Below are 16,659 nucleotides of genomic sequence, written 5' to 3'. Positions count from 1 at the left end.
AACTCGGCCGGGGAGGTCAGCACCAAGTCAGCACGGTCGTGCCCCGGCGGCCAGGGCACGGGCCTTCTCGGCGGTGTCGGTCGTGGTCAGAACGGTCAGGTACGCGGCCACGGTGGCCTCCTTCAGACGGCGTCCCCGGGACCGTACCCGGATCGCCCGGCGCGTGGGGCCGAGCTTCGAGTCGGTGCCGCTGCCCGCCTGCGAGCCGCTGCCGCCTCGCCTCACGGCAGCAGGCGCTGTTCCTTCGCGATCGCGACGGCTCCCGCCCGGGTGTCGACGCCCAGTTTGTCGTAGATGCGGCGGAGGTGGGTTTTGACCGTGGCCTCGCTGATGAACAGGGCGCGGGCGATGTCCCGGTTGCCGAGGCCCCGGGCGAGCTGCGTGAGGATGTCACGCTCGCGGTCGGTGAGGGTGGGGCGCGGGCTGCGCAGGCGGGCCATGACCCGGCCGGCCACCGGCTCGGAGAGCACCGTGCGGCCCCGGGCGGCGGCGTGGATGGCGGCGAAGAGTTCCTCCGGCCGCTCCGCCTTCAGCAGATACCCGGTGGCGCCCGCCTCGATGGCCCGGGTGACGTCGGCGTCGGTGTCGTACGTCGTCAGGACCAGGACGTGCGGCACGTGGCCGGGTCCGGTGGTGAGGCGGCGGGTGGTCTCCACGCCGTCCATCCCCTCGCCGAGGGAGAGGTCCATCAGCACCACGTCCGGCGTCAGTTTCGCGGCGAGCGCGAGCGCCTCCTCGCCGGTGCCCGCCTCGCCCGCCACCTCGATGCCGGGCGCGCTGTCGAGCAGGGCGAGCAGCCCGGCGCGTACGACGACGTGGTCGTCGCAGACGAGGAGGCGCACGGGGGCGGCGGGGGTGCTCATCGGGTGTGCTCCGGGTGGTCGAGGGGGACGGCGGCGGACAGGACGGTGCCCTCGCCGGGGGTGGACTCCACGGACAGGGTGCCGCCGAGCTGCCGCAGCCGCGCGCGCATGGCGGGCAGGCCGTGGCCGCGCGGGGCGGCGGGGGAGACCGCCGGGCGGGCGGGCGGGGCTGCGGGGTCGAAGCCGTGGCCGTCGTCGGTCACGTCCAGCAGGACCTGGTCGTCGAGGAGGGTCAGGGTGAGCGCGGCGTGCGTGGCGTCCGCGTGTTCGCGGATGTTGGCCAGCGCGCCCTGGGCGATGCGCAGCAGCGCCGACTGGACGGGGTCGGGCAGCAGCGGGGCCCGGCCGCCGTCCTCGACGTGGACGCGGACGGTGAGGTGCGCGCCGGCCTCCCGCTCGGCCAGGGCGGTGAGCGCCGCCGCGAGGGAGCCTTCGCGGGCCAGGTCGGCGGGGGCGAGGTCGTGGACGAACCGGCGGGCCTCGGTCAGGTTGTGCTCGGCGACGGAGGCGGCGGAGCGGACGTGGACGCGGGCCTTGCCCGGGTCGCTCTCCCAGACCCGGTCGGCGGCCTGGAGCAGCATCCGCTGGCTGGACAGGCCCTGGGCGAGGGTGTCGTGGATCTCCATGGAGAGCCGCTGGCGTTCGGCGAGGGTGCCCTCGCGGCGTTCGGCGGCGGCCAGGTCGCGGCGGGTGCGGATCAGGTCGTCGATCAGGTCGCGCTGCCGCCGCGCCTGCCGCTCGGCCCGCAGGAAGACGGCGGTGGCGAGGGCGGCCACGGCGGGCGGGGCGAGCAGCAGGTTGGGGTCGAAGCCGCCCGCCAGACGGAGTTGGGCGGCGACGACGAACACGGTGAGCGTTCCCACCAGGACGAGCGCCGCCCGCGCGGGGAGGGTGCGCAGGCCGGTGTAGAAGAGGGGGACGGCGCACCAGGAGAAGCTGGGCGCGAGGACGACGAGCACCATCCAGACGGCGAGGACGGCCGCGAGCCACAGCAGCCGGGGCGGGGCGGAGCGGTGCCCGCCGGGGCCGTCCGGGGCGGCGCCGAGCCGGGCGGGGCCGTCCGGGGTGGGGCCGTCCGGGGTGGGGCCGTCCGGGGTGGGGCCGTCCGGGGTGGGGCCGAGCGCGGAACCGAGGACCGGACCGAGGACGTGCAGCAGCGCCAGGGCGATCGACAGGCCGACGATCCACGGGGTGCGGGGCTCGCCGGGGTGGCGGAGCAGGAACCGGGCCAGGGCGCCGCCGAGCAGCAGGAAGAAGGCGGTGTGCACGACGACGCCGAGCCACCGGGCGTCCGGGTCGTACGGCTTCGGCATGCGCGGGTCCCTCCGGCTCGCCCAGGGCCTTTCGTACGGGCGTCGAACTGGACAAACACCCCCCAGTGTCGCCGGTCGGGCGGCCACCGGGGATCAACCGATCGGACGACCCCGCCGTCACCCGTACCGCCCTCCGTGAGCAGCCGGAACGGCGACGGGCGGGGACCGGTGACGGGCGGAGGGTGGAGAACGTGAGCAGCCCGGCACGCGACGGACTGCCCGCGCCCCGCAATCCCGCAATCCCGCAATCCCGCAATCCCGCAATCCACGGAGCTGACCATGAAGAAGACCCTGTCCCGGCGTGCCCGTATCGCCACCGGCGCCACCGTGCTCGCCGCCGTCGGCGCCACTGCCTTCGGCGCGGTCTCCGCCAACGCCTCCGCCCCGGCCGCGTCGAACGCCGCCCCCGCGGCCGCCGCCGCGTCGGGCACCACGACCACCTCCACGCACCTGACGGTGGACGCCGCCGCCAAGGCCGCGCAGGCCGCGCTGGACGCCGCCGAGCGGGAGAACCAGAAGGTCACCGTCGCGGTGGTCGACCGCAACGGCAACACCGTGGTCACCCTGCGCGGCGACGGTGCCGGCCCGCAGTCCTACGAGTCCGCCGAGCGCAAGGCGTACACCGCGGTCTCCTGGAACGCGCCCACCTCGGAGCTGGCCGGGCGCCTGGCGCAGGCCCCGAACCTGAAGGACATCCCGGGCACCCTCTTCCTGGCCGGCGGCGTCCCCGTCACCGCGAAGAACGCGCCGGTCGCCGGGATCGGCGTCGCGGGCGCGCCGTCCGGCGACCTGGACGAGAAGTTCGCGCGGGCGGGCGCGGCGGCGCTCGGGCGCTGACCGGGCGGGGCGGCACCCCGACCGGCCGATGCCGACCGGCCGTGCCCCCGCGCACGGCCCATAGGATCGCGGCGTGCGTCCGCCCCGCCCCCTCGCCCCGGCCATCGCCGCCGCCGTCGCCGCCGCCGTCGCCCTCGCGGCGTGCGGCGGCGTGCACGGTGGCCCCGGCGGCTCCGGGGCGGGCGATCCGTACTTCCCGAAGGCGGGCAACGGCGGCTACGACGTGACCCACTACGACCTCGCCCTCGCCTACGACCCCGACGGCCACCGCCTCACCGGCACGGCGACGCTCACCGCGCGGGCGACCGAGGACCTCTCCGCGTTCCACCTCGACCTCCTGGGGCTGAAGGTGGAGAAGGTCGAGGTCGGCGGCCGGGGCGCCCGGTTCCACCACGCCGGGCAGGAGCTGACCGTGCGCCCGCCCGGGGAGCTGCGGGCGGGCGCGGAGTTCCGGGTGCGCGTGCGCTACTCGGGACGGCCGATCACCGTCACCGACCCCGACGGGTCGAAGGAGGGCTGGCTGCGCACCGCCGACGGCGCGCTGGCGCTCGGCCAGCCCACCGGGTCGATGACCTGGTTCCCCGGCAACCACCACCCCTCCGACAAGGCGTCCTACGACCTGTCGATGACGGTGCCCGAGGGGCTGCGCGTCGTCTCCAACGGCGAGCCGCGCGGCGAGCGCACCGCGGCCGGCCGTACGACGTACGCCTGGCGCACCACCGAGCCGATGGCGAGCTACCTGGCCACCGTCGCGATCGGGAAGTGGGAGTACCGCCGCTCCCGCACCGGCGACGGTCTGCCGGTGTACACGGCGGCCGACCCGGAGCAGGCGCGGGACAGCCGGGCGGTGCTCCGGCGGATCGGCGAGGTCGTGGCGTGGGCGCGGGACGCCTTCGGCCCGTACCCCTTCTCCTCCGTCGGCGCGATCGTCGACCGCCCCGCCGACGTCGGCTACGCCCTGGAGACCCAGAACCGGCCCGTCTTCCCCGGCGCCCCCGACCTCGTGCTGCTCGTGCACGAACTCGCCCACCAGTGGTACGGCGACTCCGTCTCCCCCGAGTCCTGGCGGGACATGTGGCTCAACGAGGGCTTCGCGACGTACGCGGAGTGGCTGTGGCAGGAGGACCACGGCGGCGACACCGCCGAGGAGACCTTCGACGCGCTGTACGCCGGCCGCTACTTCGCCGGTGCCGAGGCGAACGCGTCGATCTGGGCGTTCCCGCCCGCCGACCCGCCGGACGCGGCGCACCTCTCGGCCGCCCCGGTCTACCAGCGCGGCGCGATGGTCCTGCACAAGATCCGGCAGCGGGTCGGCGACGCCGCCTTCCGCTCGCTGCTGCGCGGCTGGTCCGCCGCCCACCGGCACGGCAACGCGGACACGGACGACTTCACCGCGTACGTGGAGGAGCGAGCGCCGGACCAGGACTTCTCGGTGGTGTGGAAGGACTGGCTGTACGGGGACGGGAAACCGGAGCGGCCCTGACTCCCGTGCCGTCGTCGCACCCGCCCGGGCCCGGTCAGCTCTCCAGCGCGTCGAGCAGACCGGACAGGTCCGGCGGCCACAGGGGTTCGGGGGACTCGGCGAGTTCCCCGGGGGTGAACCAGCGCCAGGTGAGGATTCCGTCGGCGGCGTGCGCGGCGGCGAGGTGGTCGCCGGCCGGTTCACGGCGCGGGCCCCGGGTGACGTAGACGTGCTCGTGCTGGGTGACGGGGCCGACGACGAGGTGGGTGAAGTCGTGTTCCCAGGTGGTCAGCAGCGGGCCGGTCTCCAGGTCGGTCCAGCCGGTCTCCTCGCGCAGTTCGCGCAGGGCACCCGTGCGCGGGTCCTCGCCGGCCTCCAGTCCACCGCCGGGCGGTGCCCAGTGGACGCCGACCTCGATGTTGTCGTAACGGAGCAGGAAGACGGCGCCCTCGGGGTCGCGGACGACGACGCGGGCCGCCCGGCGCGGGGTGCGCACGACCTCGCCGAGGGGTTTGCGCAGCACCGTGCAGGGGCGGTCCCCCTCCCGGTCGCGGCCCCGGCCGAAGGGCTCGTAGCCGAGGGCCGTCCAGAAGGCGACGGCGCCGGTGTTGCCGTCGAGGACGGCGAGGCGTACGGCGGTGCGGCCCCCGGCGCGGAAACGGTCCTCCACGAGGGTCGCGAGCCGTCGGCCGTAACCCTGCCGGAGCAGGCCGGCGTCGACCATCAGCAGCCCGATCCACGGGTCCGGGTCGGCCGGGTCGGGGTGGCGGGCGAGGGTGACCGCGAGGCCGACCAGGCGGCCGGCGTCCCGGGCTAGCAGTACCTCGGCGCCCGGCTGGGCCAGTTCGCCGGCGAGGGCCTTCGCCACCTGATCGGGGCGGATGTCGTCCGGGTCGGGGAAGTCCCCGCCGAGGGCGTGGAAGTCGCGGTGGGCGGCGTAGAGGCTGGTGAGTTCGGTCAGGAGGGGGGCCGGGAGGTCGTGGTCGGGGCCGAGGGGCAGGGGGTCGAGACGCATGCCGGGGAACCTATCGCGCCGTGACACCATCGACCCCGTGCTCGACATCGGCTACGCCCTCTCCGCCCGCTTCCCCGACCCACCGCAGACCGACTACCGGCGGGCGGACGTGCGCGCGCTGCGGCACGACCTGTTCAGCGGGGACGTGTACCTCGCCGACACGGAGAAGGACCACGAGCTGTCCACAGCCTGGGGATGGGTGCCGGTGCTCGACTTCGCGTGGGCGCTGTGCGACATCGTGGAGCAGCTCGACCGGGACCCGGCGGGCTCCCGGGCCGCCCGGCCGCAGCGGGCGGAGCTGGACTTCACGGAGTCCAGCGACCGGCTGCTCTTCGAACGGCGCTTCGGCTGGGTCGACATCGATGCGGAGTGGCTGCCGCCGTCGGAGCCCCTGCTCTCCTTCTCCCACTCCGAGCTGCGCCGGGAGGCGCGGGACTTCCTGCACGACCTGATCGCCGACCTCACCGACATGCACGAGGACCTGGGGGACAACCCGGCGATCTGGACGCTGCAGGCCCGCTTCCCGCGACTTCCCTGACGTTCCCCGGCTTCCGTCCGGTCGCGGCCGTCAGGGCAGCACCCGCAGCCCCACCTCCGCCGCGAGCGCGGGGGCCAGGTCCAGGAGCTGGGCGGTGCTGATCGCCGCGCCGGAGAGGCGGTCCAGGCCGCGGGCGATCTCCAGGGGCATGGCCCCGCGCAGGTCGACATCGGCCAGCTCGGCCGCGCTGAAGTCGGCCCCCTTCAGCGCGCAGTCCACGAACTCCACGCGCTCCAGGCGGGCGCCGCCGAAGTCGGGCTCGACCAGGACGCAGCTCTCGAAGACGACGTCCTTGAGCCGGGCCCGGCGCAGGTTCAGATAGTCGATCTTGCCGCCGCGGACGTGGACCCGCTCCAGTACGGCCCCGTGCAACTGGGTGCCGCCGAGCCGGGCGTCGGTCAGCTCGACGTCGCGCAGGCCGGCCTCCGCGAGGTCCGTACCGACGCCGCGCACACCGCCGAGGACCGTGTCGAGCAGCCGGGCGCGGGGCAGGGAGGTGCCGTCCAGTACGCAGTCGGTCAGCGCGCAGTCCATGAAACGGGCGCCCACGCCGTCCTGCCCGGAGAAGTCCGCCGCCCTGATGTCCAGCCCGTCGTAGTCGCCGTCCGGCTCCAGCGGGCCGCCGTCGTGCGGTTCCAGCGGGGGCAGCCGCACCTCCGGCCGCCGGGCCGCCTTCATCGCCGTACCGCTCGCCGCCGCTCTCCTCGCCATGCCCCCATGCTGCACCCTGCCACTGACAGCCCGGCGGGCGCCTCTTCCGTGCCCGGGCTTCTCAGGCAGGCGGCGGGCGTGGTTCCGGGCCGTCGGTTCCTCCGCCGTCCCCGACCGGCTCGCGCCGCGGAGCGGTCAGTGGCGGCCCGCTATGCGGTCGGCCGCCCGGGCCAGGCGGGAGGGGCGGACGCCGTGGGTGGTGCGTTCGCGGCGGTCGGCCTCGCGGTAGGCCGCGTACATGCCCTGGACGCCGAGCCAGCGCAGCGGCTCCGGTTCCCAGCGGCGCACCTTGTGGCCGACCCAGGGCAGGGCGAGCAGTTCGGTACGGCCGGCCTGGCCCGAGTCCTGCTGGACCAGGTCGCGCAGCGTCCGCGCGGCGAGGTTGGCGGTGGCGACGCCCGAGCCGACGTAACCGCCCGCCCAGCCCAGGCCCGTCGACCGGTCCAGGGTGACGGTGGCGCACCAGTCGCGGGGTACGCCCAGTACGCCCGACCAGGCGTGCTCGATCCGCAGGCCGGCCAGCGACGGGAAGAGGCGGACCAGGATCTCGCGCAGCGCCTCGACCGTCGCCGCCCGCGTCGTCCCGTCGTTGTCGGTGCGGGAGCCGAAGCGGTACGGCACTCCGCGCCCGCCGAGTGCGATCCGGCCGTCGGCGGTGCGCTGGGCGTACATGTAGGCGTGCGCCAGGTCGCCCAGGGTCTGGTGGCCCGCCCAGCCGACCGACTCCCACTGCGCGTCGGTCAGCGGCTCGGTGGCGATCATCGAGGAGTTCATCGGCAGCCAGGTGCGGCGCTGGCCCTTGAGGGAGGCGGTGAAGCCCTCCGTGCAGCGCAGCACGTAGGGCGCGCGGACCGTTCCGTACGGCGTCACCGCGTGGCCCTGGCGGATCTCGGTGACCGGTGTCGACTCGTGGATCGTCACCCCGAGCCGTTCCACGGCCGCCGCGAGGCCCTTGACCAGTTTCACCGGGTGCAGCCGGGCGCCGTGCGGCGTCCAGGTGGAGGCCACCGCGCCCGCCACCCTGATCCGCTCGGCCGTCTCGCGGGCGCCGTACAGCTCCCGGTCCTGCTCGCCGAAGGCCGACTCGTTGTCGCAGAACTCCTTCAGCCGGGCCGCCTGCGCGGGCGTGCACGCCACCTCCAGCACACCGCCCTTGTGGACATCGGCGTCGATCCCCTCCTCGGCGGCGGACCGGATCACCTCGTCCACGGTGTCGTTCATCGCGCGCTGCAGACGCGTCGCCGCCTCGTGGCCGTGCAGGCGCGCGTAACGGTCGCGGCCCGCGACGCCGTTGTACAGCCAGCCGCCGTTGCGGCCGGAGGCGCCGTAGCCGCAGAACCTCTGCTCCAGGACGGTGATCCGCAGGAAGGGCGCCGCCTTCTTCAGGTAGTACGCCGTCCACAGCCCGGTGTATCCGCCGCCGACGATCACCACGTCGGCCGACGCGTTCCCGCCGAGCGGCTCCCGCACCGGCGGCAGGCCGTCGTCCGCGTACCAGAAGGAGATGCCACCGTTCACGACGCCGCTGCTCAGGCTGCTGCTCATGCGCAGGACGGTAACCCTGACGGACGGCCCCTGTCTCCTGCGGAAGGCGCGATGTCCGGGTGTCCTCGGGGGACTTGCGCCGAAACTGACCCGTCAGAAGCAGCCGTCCCGCTCGCCCCGGCCGAGCGCCGCGCGCAGCTCCCCGCGCCGCCGTATCCGCAACTTCCGGTACGCGGACGTGAGATGGGTCTCCACGGTACGCCGGGCCACATGCAGCGAGTCGGCGATCTCCGTGTTGGTCCGGCCGTCCGCGGCCAGTTCCGCGATCCGGCGCTCACTGCCGGTCAGGGCGCCGGAACCGGTACCGGGCGGACCGAGGCGGCGGGCACCGCTCTCCCGCAGCGCCTGCCGGGCCAGGGCGCGCACCCGTACGGCACCCGCGCGTTCGGCCCGGTCGGCGGCCTGGCGCAGACGGTCGCGGGCGCGCACGCGTTCGCCCGCGGCGAGGAGCTGACGGCCGTGCCCGAGCAGCGCCAGGGCCAGCTCCGTACCGGTGTCGACGGGGGCGTCCCGCAGTGTCCGTACCGCCTCCTCCGCCAGCTCCAGGCCGTGCCGGCCGCCGGTCGCGGTGCCCAGCACGCGCAGCGCGCGGCCGATCGTGCGCGGGGTGCCCCAGATCCGGGCCAGCCGCAGTTCCTCCTCGGCCAGTTCCAGCGCCTCCGTGGTGCCGCCCAGAGCGAGCCGGCACTCGGCGACGGCCGTACGCCACGGGGTGACGACGGGGCTGAACACCTCGCGGCCGGACTGGCGGCGCCCGCACTCCAGGAAGTCGTGGAGCGCGCCCGCCGGATCGCCGGTCGCGGCCCGCAGATCGCCGCGCGCGTACAGGAAACGGTTCAGCTCCCAGGAGTCCGGCGCCTGCCGCAGGTCGAAACCGCCGGCGAAGTGCCGCGCCTCCTCCAGCCGGCCGGTGTGCGTCAGGGCGGCCAGCGTGTGGGCGTCCGTGTTGCGGGGCGCGCCGCCGGCCGCGACCCCGGTGAACCGGGCGAGCAGCAGGGCGTGGTCGCCGCGGGCGGCGGCGATGTCGCCCCGGGTGCTGAGCAGGGCCTGGCGCATGGGGTGCAGCAGCGAGAGGTGCTGTCCGGCCAGGCCCCGCTCCACGAGCCGCTCCGCCTCGTCGAGTTCGTCGGCCCACTGCGCCACCGCGGCGGCCGTGCCCAGCAGGAACGGCTCCGCGAGCGGGTCGCCGGGCTCGGCGAGCAGGGCCCGTATCCGGGTCATCGCCTCGCGCGCCGAGACCAGCCCGGCCGTCGCCGCGTGCCGGACGAGCAGGGCGTGCCCGGCGGTGCCGACCAGTTCGGGTGAGCGGGCGGCGGTCTCGCCGAGCCTGCGGTACGACTCCTGCCGCTGCGCCTGGTCGTGGTCGGACAGCAGCGCGGACGCGGTCCGTACGGTACGGGCCAGGTCGGGGTGGTCGGACAGCCCGCTGCCGGTGCGGCGCAGCATCCCCACGGCGGTACGGATCTCGCCGCGGCCGGCGAGGGCGGTGCCGAGGGCTAGTGCGGTGCGGACCCGGTCGCGGGGGGCGGCGGGCAGGTGCAGGGCCTCGGCCAGGCGGGCGATGGCGGCGAGGGCGTCGGCGGAGGCGTACTCCAGCGAGCCCAGCTCGGTCAGCAGCCGCTGCCGGTGGTCGTCGGGGAGCGGTTCGGCCAGCGCCCGGCGCAGATAGCGGACGGCGTCCTCGCTGCGGCCCGCGTCGACGGCGACCGCCACGGCGTCGCGCAGGACGCGCAGCGCCCAGGGCAGGGCGACGGCCGGGGCGAGCAGCAGGTGCCGGGCGACCGCCTCGACCCGGCCGCCCCGGCGCAGCAGCGCCTCGGCCGCGACCCGGTGCGCGTCCTGCCGCCGGGCGGTCGGCCACCCGGCGAGGACCGCGTCCCGCAGCAGGGGATGGGCGTAGCGGGGCCGCCCGGCCGTGTCCGCCCGCAGCAGCCCGAGCCGCGACATCGCGGTCAGCCACCCCGCGACCCGAGCCGGATCGGCCCCGACCGCCTCGGCGACGAGATCGGCGGGACCGGCCAAGGGGTCGGAACCGGTCAGGGGGCCGGAACCGGTCAGGGGGTAGGAAGCGGTCAGGGGGTCAAGGAGGGAGTGGCTTCCGGGGCCGCCGGTGCTTCCGGGGCTACCGGGACTGCCAGTGCTGCCAGGACTGCCGAGGCCGCCAGGACTGCCGGGACTGCCGGGGAAGTCAGGGCCGCCGGGGAGGCCGGACCCCCCGGCGGACTCCGCCGGCCATGCCTCCTCCAGCGCCGCCAGCGCCCGCGCCGCCTCCGCGGTCGCCGGGCCCGCGCACTCCAGCCACCAGGCGACGGCCGCGGGGTACGCCCCCGGATACAGCGCGGCACAACTCACCGGCACCGGCCGCGGCGGACGCCGGGCGGCGACCACCGGAGCACCGGCCGAACCGCCCCCCACCACCCCGCCCGGCGTGCTGCGCCCCAGGCAGCCGCCCAGCGCGGGGACCGGCGTCCCGGCGCGTGCCGTGTCCGTGAGGTCGTCCAGCAGGGCCCGCAGCAGCAGGGGGCTGCCCGCGCCCGCGCGCACGCACTCCGCCGTCCAGGCCGGTCCGGCCGCGGGCGCGGCGGTACGCAGCAGGGACTCGGCGGCCTCGTCGCCGAGCGGGGCGAGAGTGTGGGTGCGGACGAGGGACGGGGAGAGGGCGTGGACGAGCCCGGCGGCGGGCGGGTCGATGTCGTACTGGCTGCGCTCGGTGACGACCAGCAGTACCGGTAACCGGTCGATCCGCCGGGCCGCCTCGACGAGCCAGCGGCGGGACGCCCCGTCTGCGAGGTGGACGTCGTCCACGGCGACGAGCAGCGGAGTCTGGGCGGCGTACGCGCGCAGCAGCCGCCACAGCCGGGCGGCGCTGCCCCGCTGATCGTCGCCCGGGGCGGAGTCCGCGAACTCGGGTACGGCGCCCAGGAGCTGACGTGCCGTGGCGAGCGGCACCTCCGTGTCGTCGGCGGAACAGCGGGCCCGCAGCACTTTCAGGCCGCGGGCCTCGGCGTACGCGGCGGCGGCCTCCAGCACGGCGGTGCGGCCGGTGCCGGTGGCGCCGCGCAGCAGCACGAGCCGGCCGGCGCCGGCGCGGGCGCGCTCGGTCTCGGCGGCCAGCAGCGCGTGCGCGTCGTCACGTTCGCGCAGCGGTCGGAACATGCCTGCCTCCCGTGCTGGAGAATGCGTCCCGGCCGGCAGGACGCGGGGGTACCGGCCGCGGCAACTCGCTGTGGTGAGGCTCACGATGGCGGGCGGCCGGTCCCGTCGCGGCCGTCCCACCTCCCGCGGCCCTTTCCTGACCTGCTCCGGAACTCGCTGACCGGGCCTTTCGCGCGAGCGTCGCGGCTGGTCTCGTGGTGTGCCTCGTGGTGCTCCACGATTGCGGATGCCGCGACAGTCCCAGAAGTGTGGAACAAGCCCATCCGTCTCTGGCCCTCACCGGACGGCGGACTCGTGAACATGGGGGAAACGGTTGCTCAACTCACCCCGGACCGCGGAGACACACCATCCGGCCGGTCCGACGCGTCGTACACCCGTCTCCGTCACCGCCCCCGACCCGATCAGCCGCGAGGGCGCGGTCAGCCAGTTGCGCCGGCACCCGGAGATCGAACTGCGTGAGGAGACCGGCCCCGGCACCGTCGCCCTGCTCATCGAGGACGCGCTCGACGAGGCCGGGCTGACCCGGCTGCGCCGGGTCGTGCGCAGTGAGGGCGCCCGTGCCGTGCTCGTCGTCGGCACGATCCGCGAGAACGAACTGCTGGACGTCATCGAGTGCGGCGTGGGGGCCATCGTCTGGCGCCGGGAGGCCACCGCCCACCGGCTGGTGCAGGCGGTCCTCGCCGCCTCCCGAGGCGACGGCGATCTCCCCGCCGACCTGCTCGGACGGCTGATCAGCCAGGTGGGCACCCTGCACCGGGGCGCGGCCGGCCGGCCCGGCTCCCCCTCGCTGGGGATGGCCGCCCGCGAGGTGGACGTCCTGCGGCTGGTGGCCGAGGGCCTCGACACCGGAGAGATAGCGAGCAAGTTGTCCTACTCCGAACGCACCGTCAAGAACGTCATGCACGGGCTGACCACCCGTCTGCACCTGCGCAACAGGGCGCACGCCGTGGCCTATGCCCTCCGCGAAGGCTACATCTGACCGAACGGGCAATCGAACATGCCCCCGCGGGCAGGACGACTGCCCGGCCGCCGTCCCCGGCGCGCTGCGGACCCGGGTACCCCGCGAGGCACGATCGAGACCGGGCGACGGTACGCACGGCGGTACGGGCGACAGGGCGGTGCGGTACGGGCGGCGACGAGAGCCCCGTACGCGCGGCGGCACGGGCGGATGCCCGGCGACACGGCAAGGCGGGAGCACGACGGTGATCCACGAGGTGGACGAGGTCCTCAAGGAACTGCTCGGCGGCGGCGTGCTGGCCGGTTCCGGCATCGACGTCTCCCTGGAGGCCCCGACCCGCGAATGGTCCGCCCGGCGCAACGGGCCGGTCCTCAACGCCTACCTCTACGACATCCGTGAGGACGTCGCCCGGCGCCAGCGCGGCCACCTGCCCGTGCACGACGAGCGGGACATCGTGATCAAGCGCCGCCAGCCGCCCCGCTGGTTCCGGCTGTCGTACCTGGTCACCGCCTGGACCAAGCAGCCGCAGGACGAACACCGGCTGCTCTCCGCGATCCTCGCGACGCTGCTGCCGCGCGAACTGCTGCCGCCCGCCCAACTGCCGCCCTCGCTGCGCGCGCTGGGCCTGTCGGTGCCGCTGACGGTGGCGAGCATCCAGACCGAGGCCCGTTCCCTCGCCGAGATCTGGTCCGCGCTCGGCGGCGAACTCAAGCCGTCCCTGGACGTCGTGGTCACCGCGCCCTTCCCCGCCTTCCCCGAGTACGACGCCGGGCCGCCGGTCACCGAGGGCCTCGGCGTCCGGGTCCGGTCCTTCGACGGCACGGCGGGCGACCCGGAGACCCCGTGGGAGGAGCGCACCGAGCAGGCCGTGGACGAACGCGCCCACCGGCCCCGGCAGGTGGCGGCGGCCGAGCGGAACCGGGCGCGCCGCACCGCCCGCCGGATCGCCCCCCGTGACGGCGGCCCGCGATGAACTTCCCCGACGCGGCACCGCAGTCCGGCCCCGCCACCCTCCTGGACCGGCTGGCGCACCTGCGCGAGCGGGTCGCCGCGCTGGTCGAGCACCGCTCGGCGGCCGACCCGACGGCCACCGACCCGCTGCGCGGCCTCTACCTCTCCGAGGAGGCCGTACGCCAGGTGCTGGCGCGGCCCGAGGCGGGCGCGTCCGGCGGTTCCTCGGTGCCCGGCGCGGACTCGGCCGACGACCCGCTGGCCGTGCTGGCCGAGCGGCTCCGGCTGACCGACGCGGACGCCGCCGTACTGCTGGTCGCCCTCGCCCCGGACCTGGACCGCGGCTTCGAGGCGCTGTACGGCTATCTCAACGACGACGTCAGCAGGCGCCGGGCCACCGTGGGCCTCGCCCTGGACCTGTGCGGTCTGCCCGTGCACTCGGCGGCGTCCCGGGCGGTCTTCCACCCGTCGGCCCCGCTGACCGCGCTCGGCCTGCTGACCCTGGAGGACCACGAACGCCCCTTCCTGGGCCGGGCCCTGCGCGTCCCCGACCGGGTGCTGGCGCATCTGCTCGGCGACGACACCCCGGACGCCGGGCTCGCCGCGCACGTCCGTGCCCTGCCGGCCCCCGTCGTCCCGCTCGTGCCGGACCACGGCGCCGACGAGGAGTCCGTCCGCTTCGTCCCCCGGCTCGCCGCGCTGCTCGCCGCCGGCCCGGTCACCGCCTACGTCCGGGAACGCCGCGAGGGCGACGCCCTGGCCGGTGTGACGGCCGCGCTGCACTCCGCCCGCCTGGACGCCCTGCACTTCACCGGCGCCGAGGACCGGGTCCCGGAACTGCTGCGCGAGGCCCGGCTGACCGGCCGGGCGATCGTGGTCACCGGCCTGCCGGACAAACCGGCCGACCTGGTGCGGGCGCTGACCGGCGCGGACGACGTGCGGGTGCTGATCACGTCACCGGGACCGTACGACCCGCAGTGGTGCCTGCGGGACCCGCTCGTCCTGGAGGCACCCGCCCGGGCCGCCGGGTCGGTGGACGCCTGGGCGGCGGCGCTCGGCCCGGACCCCGCCCACGCCACCTCCCACGCCACCTCCCACGCCACCTCACATGCTTCCGACCACGCCTCCGGCCCCTCCTCCAACCGCGCCTCCGACCGCGCCTCGGCGCCCGGTCCCGACCCCGGTCCCGGTATCGACCCGGGTCTCGACCTGGCGGCCACGGTCGCCCCCTACCACCTCGGCGGCGAGCGCATCGTCCGCGCCGCCCACGCCGCCCGCGCCCTGGCCGGCTTCGAGGGCACCGCGGTCACCGCCGCCCACCTGCGGCTCGCCGCCCGCCAGCAGTCCGCCTCCGGCCTGGAGCAGCACGCCCGGCGGATCCGCCCCGCGGTGGACTGGCGGGACCTGGTCCTGCCCGAAGGACCCCTCACCGAGCTGCGCGAACTCGCCCTGCGCGCCCGCCACCGCGACCAGGTCCTCGGCGACTGGCGGCTCAGCGCCGGCGGCGGACGCGGCCGGGGCGTGCTCGGTCTGTTCGCCGGCGAGTCCGGCACCGGCAAGACCCTGTCGGCGGAGGTCGTCGCCGCCGACCTCGGCCTCGACCTCTACGTGGTGCAGCTCTCCTCGATCGTGGACAAGTACGTCGGCGAGACCGAGAAGAACCTGGAACGGATCTTCTCCGAGGCCGACCGCACCGACGCCGTACTCCTCTTCGACGAGGCCGACGCCGTCTTCGGCAAGCGCTCCGAGGTGAAGGACGCGCACGACAAGTACGCCAACATGGAGAGCGCCTACCTGCTCCAGCGCCTTGAGGCGTTCGACGGGATCGCGTTGCTCACCACCAACCTGCGCGCCAACATCGACGAGGCGTTCACCCGCCGCCTGGACCTGGTGGTCGACTTCCCGTTCCCGGACGCCGAGCAGCGGCTCGCCCTGTGGCGGCACGGACTGACCCACGTACCGGCCGAGCCGGACATCGACCTGGCGCCGCTGGCCAAGGAGTTCGAGCTGGCGGGCGGCTCCATCCGCAGCGCGGTGGTCACCGCCGCCTACCTCGCGGCCGGGCGCGGCGGCGAGGTGACGGCGGCCGGTCTGCTGGAGGGCGCCCGCCGCGAGTACCGCAAGGCCGGGCGCCTGGTGCCGGGCGAAGGAGCCTGGTAGGCCCCGCCCCTCGCGGGCGGGACCCCGGGGCTCACTCCTGGTTCGGCTGGATGATCTCCCACTCCTGGTCGTCGGTGTTGAGGCAGTCGAAGAGGGTCAGCTTGGTCTCGTCCACACCGGTGCTCCAGCCGGACACGTCCAGGCACTTGTTGTTGGAGGAGTAGTTGCGGATCCAGTAGGCGCCGCTCTTCTGCTTCTCCACCCACCAGAGCTGGTTGTCGGTCTTGGTGCCGGCACAGAGCGCCTGGATGATGTCGGTCCGCACGGGCTGCGCCCCCCAGCCCGGCAGGTCGACACAGAACTGCGACTTGACGTTGCGGATCTGGAACAGCGCGGTCCCGCCGGGGCCGTCCCCGGGGTACTTGACCTCCAGGTTCCAGAGCTGGTTGTCGGCCGGGTTCTGGTCGCAGGTGAACTGCTGCACCGGACCGTTGCGTTCGGCCTTGTCCTTGCCCGGCAGGTCGGCGCACTTCTTGGTGGTGGTGTTGCGCAGCAGGATGTTCTGGGCGGGCACGACCGCCGGCGGCTTCTTCTTCACCGGCGGAGACGGCGACGCCTCGTCCCCGCCCTCGCCCCCGCCGGCCTCGGCAGACGGCTCGGTCACCGGCGGCGCGACGGCCTCGACCGGTGACTCCTCGGCACTGGGCACGGTGGCGGGGGCCGAGGGGCTCGGGCTGGGGACGAGCGCGGTGCCCGCCTCCTCCACCTGCTCGGTGGCGGCGGTGCGCACCTGCGGCTTGTAGGCGATCCAGATCATCACGAACGCGATCGCCAGGGCGAGCGAGACGCTGAGGAAGGTGGCGAGCCAGCGGGGCAGGAACCCGCGCTGCACGAAGGTGCCCTCGACGTCGAGCGGCGCGACACCCGAGCGCTGCACGGCCAGCTTGTACGGGTGCTCCTCCTTCGACCCGAACCAGATGGTCTGCCGGGGCCGCAGCACCGCGTCGACGAACACCGCCCGCCCCGGCTCCACCTGCACGTTGGCGGGGCGCAGTTCGTAGCCGAGCCGGTCACCCGTGTCACTGCCGGCGACCGACGCCGTCACCTTGGTGTTGCCCAGGTTGTCGACGGCGAGCCGGGGCTTGCCCCGGAACCGGCCCTTCACGGTCGACGGCACCAGCTCGGCGCGGACCTCGGTGAAGGGGGTGAT

The 16,659-nt window shown here is 75.4% G+C and carries 14 protein-coding genes; 6 read left to right on the top strand and 8 right to left on the bottom strand.

Annotated features, from left to right (window positions below; all coding sequences use genetic code 11):
- Positions 1 to 27 precede the first annotated feature (27 nt).
- From ABEB00_RS21285 to ABEB00_RS21275, 3 genes are read right to left on the bottom strand one after another with little or no spacing between them, the layout of a single operon-like run.
- Positions 28 to 225: a hypothetical protein gene (locus tag ABEB00_RS21285; protein WP_345621546.1), complete on the bottom strand. Its 198-nt coding sequence runs from the start codon at positions 223 to 225 to the stop codon at positions 28 to 30.
- On the bottom strand, positions 222 to 863 hold the full coding sequence (locus tag ABEB00_RS21280; protein WP_345621544.1) for a response regulator: 642 nt from the start codon (positions 861 to 863) through the stop codon (positions 222 to 224). Before ABEB00_RS21280 ends, ABEB00_RS21285 begins: the two co-directional genes overlap by 4 nt.
- Positions 860 to 2,176 carry a sensor histidine kinase gene (locus ABEB00_RS21275; RefSeq protein ID WP_345621543.1) on the bottom strand — a complete coding sequence of 439 codons (1,317 nt, stop codon included), beginning with the start codon at positions 2,174 to 2,176 and terminating at the stop codon, positions 860 to 862. Before ABEB00_RS21275 ends, ABEB00_RS21280 begins: the two co-directional genes overlap by 4 nt.
- Positions 2,177 to 2,455: 279 nt before the next feature.
- Here ABEB00_RS21275 and ABEB00_RS21270 point away from each other — a divergent pair, with 279 nt between their 5' ends.
- On the top strand, positions 2,456 to 3,013 hold the full coding sequence (locus ABEB00_RS21270; RefSeq protein ID WP_345621542.1) for a GlcG/HbpS family heme-binding protein: 558 nt from the start codon (positions 2,456 to 2,458) through the stop codon (positions 3,011 to 3,013).
- A gap of 73 nt (positions 3,014 to 3,086) precedes the next feature.
- Complete coding sequence (locus ABEB00_RS21265; RefSeq protein WP_345621540.1) at positions 3,087 to 4,496, top strand: M1 family metallopeptidase; 1,410 nt, start codon at positions 3,087 to 3,089, stop codon at positions 4,494 to 4,496.
- Between the two features lie 34 nt (positions 4,497 to 4,530).
- On the opposite strand, the gene ABEB00_RS21260 is transcribed toward ABEB00_RS21265, so the two are convergent.
- Positions 4,531 to 5,490, bottom strand: coding sequence for a GNAT family N-acetyltransferase (locus tag ABEB00_RS21260; protein ID WP_345621539.1), 960 nt, complete (start codon positions 5,488 to 5,490; stop codon positions 4,531 to 4,533).
- Between the two features lie 37 nt (positions 5,491 to 5,527).
- Between ABEB00_RS21260 and ABEB00_RS21255 the strand changes: the two genes are divergently transcribed.
- Positions 5,528 to 6,028, top strand: coding sequence for a hypothetical protein (locus ABEB00_RS21255; RefSeq protein WP_345621711.1), 501 nt, complete (start codon positions 5,528 to 5,530; stop codon positions 6,026 to 6,028).
- A 30-nt stretch (positions 6,029 to 6,058) separates the two neighbouring features.
- Here ABEB00_RS21255 and ABEB00_RS21250 read toward each other — a convergent pair whose 3' ends face one another.
- The 3 genes from ABEB00_RS21250 to ABEB00_RS21240 all read right to left on the bottom strand — a co-directional run bounded on the left by ABEB00_RS21250 (position 6,059) and on the right by ABEB00_RS21240 (position 11,440).
- Positions 6,059 to 6,739, bottom strand: coding sequence for a pentapeptide repeat-containing protein (locus ABEB00_RS21250; RefSeq protein ID WP_345621538.1), 681 nt, complete (start codon positions 6,737 to 6,739; stop codon positions 6,059 to 6,061).
- 135 nt (positions 6,740 to 6,874) lie between these two features.
- Positions 6,875 to 8,284 (bottom strand): NAD(P)/FAD-dependent oxidoreductase, encoded by a 1,410-nt coding sequence (locus ABEB00_RS21245; RefSeq protein ID WP_345621537.1) that lies wholly within the window; start codon positions 8,282 to 8,284, stop codon positions 6,875 to 6,877.
- A 93-nt stretch (positions 8,285 to 8,377) separates the two neighbouring features.
- Entirely contained in the window at positions 8,378 to 11,440 is a 3,063-nt protein-coding gene (locus ABEB00_RS21240; protein ID WP_345621535.1) for a helix-turn-helix transcriptional regulator, read from the bottom strand.
- A 313-nt stretch (positions 11,441 to 11,753) separates the two neighbouring features.
- Between ABEB00_RS21240 and ABEB00_RS21235 the strand changes: the two genes are divergently transcribed.
- The 3 genes from ABEB00_RS21235 to ABEB00_RS21225 all read left to right on the top strand — a co-directional run bounded on the left by ABEB00_RS21235 (position 11,754) and on the right by ABEB00_RS21225 (position 15,509).
- On the top strand, positions 11,754 to 12,419 hold the full coding sequence (locus ABEB00_RS21235) for a helix-turn-helix transcriptional regulator (protein ID WP_345621533.1): 666 nt from the start codon (positions 11,754 to 11,756) through the stop codon (positions 12,417 to 12,419).
- Positions 12,420 to 12,642: 223 nt separating this feature from the next.
- Positions 12,643 to 13,371, top strand: a complete 729-nt coding sequence (locus ABEB00_RS21230; protein ID WP_345621532.1) for a Pvc16 family protein — start codon at positions 12,643 to 12,645, stop codon at positions 13,369 to 13,371.
- Positions 13,368 to 15,509 carry an ATP-binding protein gene (locus ABEB00_RS21225; RefSeq protein ID WP_345621531.1) on the top strand — a complete coding sequence of 714 codons (2,142 nt, stop codon included), beginning with the start codon at positions 13,368 to 13,370 and terminating at the stop codon, positions 15,507 to 15,509. The genes ABEB00_RS21230 and ABEB00_RS21225 overlap by 4 nt, the downstream gene beginning before the upstream one ends.
- A 31-nt stretch (positions 15,510 to 15,540) precedes the next feature.
- Here ABEB00_RS21225 and ABEB00_RS21220 read toward each other — a convergent pair.
- Positions 15,541 to 16,659, bottom strand: a 1,119-nt coding sequence (locus ABEB00_RS21220) for an RICIN domain-containing protein (RefSeq protein ID WP_345621530.1), incomplete at its 5' end; no start/stop codon positions are given.

The organism is Streptomyces ziwulingensis (assembly GCF_039542605.1).
Classification (GTDB): Bacteria; Actinomycetota; Actinomycetes; order Streptomycetales; family Streptomycetaceae; genus Streptomyces; species Streptomyces ziwulingensis.
This window is presented reverse-complemented; position numbering and strand designations above follow the sequence as displayed.

Excerpts from the sequence above, each read along its gene's own strand:
- ABEB00_RS21280 (WP_345621544.1), bottom strand. The coding sequence starts at position 863 with ATGAGCACCCCCGCCGCCCCCGTGCGCCTCCTCGTCTGCGACGACCAC.
- ABEB00_RS21275 (WP_345621543.1), bottom strand. The coding sequence starts at position 2,176 with ATGCCGAAGCCGTACGACCCGGACGCCCGGTGGCTCGGCGTCGTCGTG.
- ABEB00_RS21270 (WP_345621542.1), top strand. The coding sequence starts at position 2,456 with ATGAAGAAGACCCTGTCCCGGCGTGCCCGTATCGCCACCGGCGCCACC.
- ABEB00_RS21260 (WP_345621539.1), bottom strand. The coding sequence starts at position 5,490 with ATGCGTCTCGACCCCCTGCCCCTCGGCCCCGACCACGACCTCCCGGCC.
- ABEB00_RS21250 (WP_345621538.1), bottom strand. The coding sequence starts at position 6,739 with ATGGCGAGGAGAGCGGCGGCGAGCGGTACGGCGATGAAGGCGGCCCGG.
- ABEB00_RS21245 (WP_345621537.1), bottom strand. The coding sequence starts at position 8,284 with ATGAGCAGCAGCCTGAGCAGCGGCGTCGTGAACGGTGGCATCTCCTTC.
- ABEB00_RS21240 (WP_345621535.1), bottom strand. The coding sequence starts at position 11,440 with ATGTTCCGACCGCTGCGCGAACGTGACGACGCGCACGCGCTGCTGGCC.
- ABEB00_RS21225 (WP_345621531.1), top strand. The coding sequence starts at position 13,368 with ATGAACTTCCCCGACGCGGCACCGCAGTCCGGCCCCGCCACCCTCCTG.